1 protein-coding gene is annotated in these 2,188 nt (G+C 71.0%); it reads right to left on the bottom strand.

Annotation, left to right across the window (positions count from 1 at the left end; genetic code table 11):
• A partial coding sequence (locus tag ACTWQR_RS55545) for an acyltransferase domain-containing protein (protein ID WP_443234984.1) occupies nucleotides 1–2,188 on the bottom strand: 2,188 nt, incomplete at both ends.

Here is a 2,188-nt window from a genome sequence, read left to right as displayed (position 1 = left end):
GCCAGCAGCAGACGCCGCACCCCATACCGAGCGACCAGATGCCGAGCCGCCAAAGCGCCCAACGCGCCTGCACCCGACACCAGGACAGTGCCCTCCGAGCCGAACACCGCCGGAACATCCGGGACTTCACCGCTGGCCCGCACAAGCCGAGGGACCGACAGCGCCGTGCCACGGACGGCGACCTGCGGCTCCCCACCGGCCAGTACCGAACCCAACACCGGCTCCACACCACCGTCGGTGGCAGGGTCGATGTCCAACAGCACGAACCGATCGGGGTGCTCCGCCTGCGCCGCACGAACCAGACCCCACACCGCCGCGCCCGCCGGATCGCTCACCCCACCCGCACCGGCGGGCACCGCACCCCGGGTCAGCACCACCAACCGCGACTCCTCCAACCCCGCCCCGGCCGCCAGCCACGTCTGCACCACCCCCAACACCCGGGACGACAACGCCAACACCGCGTCCGCCTCGTCACCGCCGACGGCTTCCAGGACCGCGACGCCCGGTATGTCCGCGCTGCCGACCAGCGCCGTCACGTCGTCAGCCGTGGCCACCGCCGCCCACGACGGCGACGCTTCCGCCCCCTGGCCCGCAGGCAGCTCGGTCCACTCCACGCCGAACAACGAGTCGGCAACCGCCGTATCCGTCGCCGTCTCCAGCTGCTTGACGGACACCGGCCGCAACACCAGCGAGTCCGCCGTCACCACCAGGCCGCTGGCCTCATCCGCCGCTTCGAGTGACAGGGCGCCGGGCCCGCTGGGGGCCAGGCGTACCCGCAGTACAGAGGCACCCGCGGCGTGCAGCACCAGCCCGTTCCAGTCCAGCGGCTGCCGTAACACCTGCCCGTCCGGTTCACCTTCGATGTCACCCTCAGCCGTCACAGCGGCGGCGAGCATCCACGCGTGCAGGGACGCATCCAGCAGCGCGGGGTGAATACCGAACCTGGCCGCTTCCTTGCGCTGTTCCTCAGGCAGGGTGACCTCGGCGAAATGTTCCTCGCCGCGCCGCCACAGAGCCCGCAGGCCCTGGAACGCCGGACCGTACCCATATCCGTGCTGGACCAGGTCGGTGTAGAAGACGTCGACGTCGACGGGCTGCGCCCCCGGGGGCGGCCAGGCTGTGAAGTCGAACCCGGAGCCACCCGACTGGGCGGTCTCCGACAGCCTGCCGGTGGCGTGCCGCGTCCATGCGCCCGCGCCACTACCGTCCTCGCGGTGGGAGTACACGTCCACCGTGCGCGAACCGTTCTCACCCGGTCCGCCCACCGCGACCTGCACCCGTACGCCGCCGCTCTCGGGCACCACGAGCGGCGCCTCGATCACCAGTTCCTCCAGCACCCCGCACTCGGTTTCGTCACCGGCCCGCACCGCGAGTTCCACCAGGCCTGTGCCGGGGACGATGACCACACCACCGACCGCATGATCGGCCAGCCACGGATGCGAGCGCAGCGACAGCCGTGAGGTGAAGACCAGACCGTCGGACTGCGGCAACCGCACCACCGCACCCAGCAACGGATGATCAGCCGCCGCCTGCCCCAACGACACCGCGTCCGTCGCCGGCTCGGCCGGCTGGAGCCAGTAGTGCTGGTGGTCGAAGGCGTACGTCGGCAGGTCCGCCCGCTCGGCGATCGCCGTGTGCGGCAAGACACCGCTCCAGTCCACGGCCACACCCCGGACGAACAGTTCGGCCATCGACGCCAGCAGCCGCCGCAGACCACCGTCGTCCCGCCGCAGCGAGCCCGTCACCACCACATCAGCCTGCGCCGCATCGACGATCTCGGCGATCGGCTGAAGCAGCACCGGATGCGCACTGACCTCCACGAACACGCCGTGCCCCTGCCCAAGCAGGTCGGCAACCGCAGGACCGAAGCGCACCTGACCACGCAGGTTCCGGTACCAATAGCCGCCGTCCAGAACACCGGCATCCTGAACCCAGTCGCCGGTCACAGTCGAGTAGAACGGCACGGTCGGTGCCTGTGCACGCACCTCCGCCAGCACCTCAGCCAACGTGTCCCGGATGTCCTCCACATGCCGGGTGTGCGACGCGTAATCCACCGCCACCCGCCGCACCCGGACACCCTGGTCGGACAGCGCCTCCAGCACCTCGTCGAGGGCCAGGACGTCACCGGCGATCACCACCGACGACGGGCCGTTGACCGCAGCCACCTCCACCCGGTCCGCCCACGGTG

Source organism: Streptomyces sp. 2A115 (assembly GCF_052245575.1).
Lineage (GTDB): Bacteria > Actinomycetota > Actinomycetes > Streptomycetales > Streptomycetaceae > Streptomyces.
Note: the sequence above shows the minus strand (reverse complement) of the source record. Positions and strands in the feature narration are given on the sequence as shown.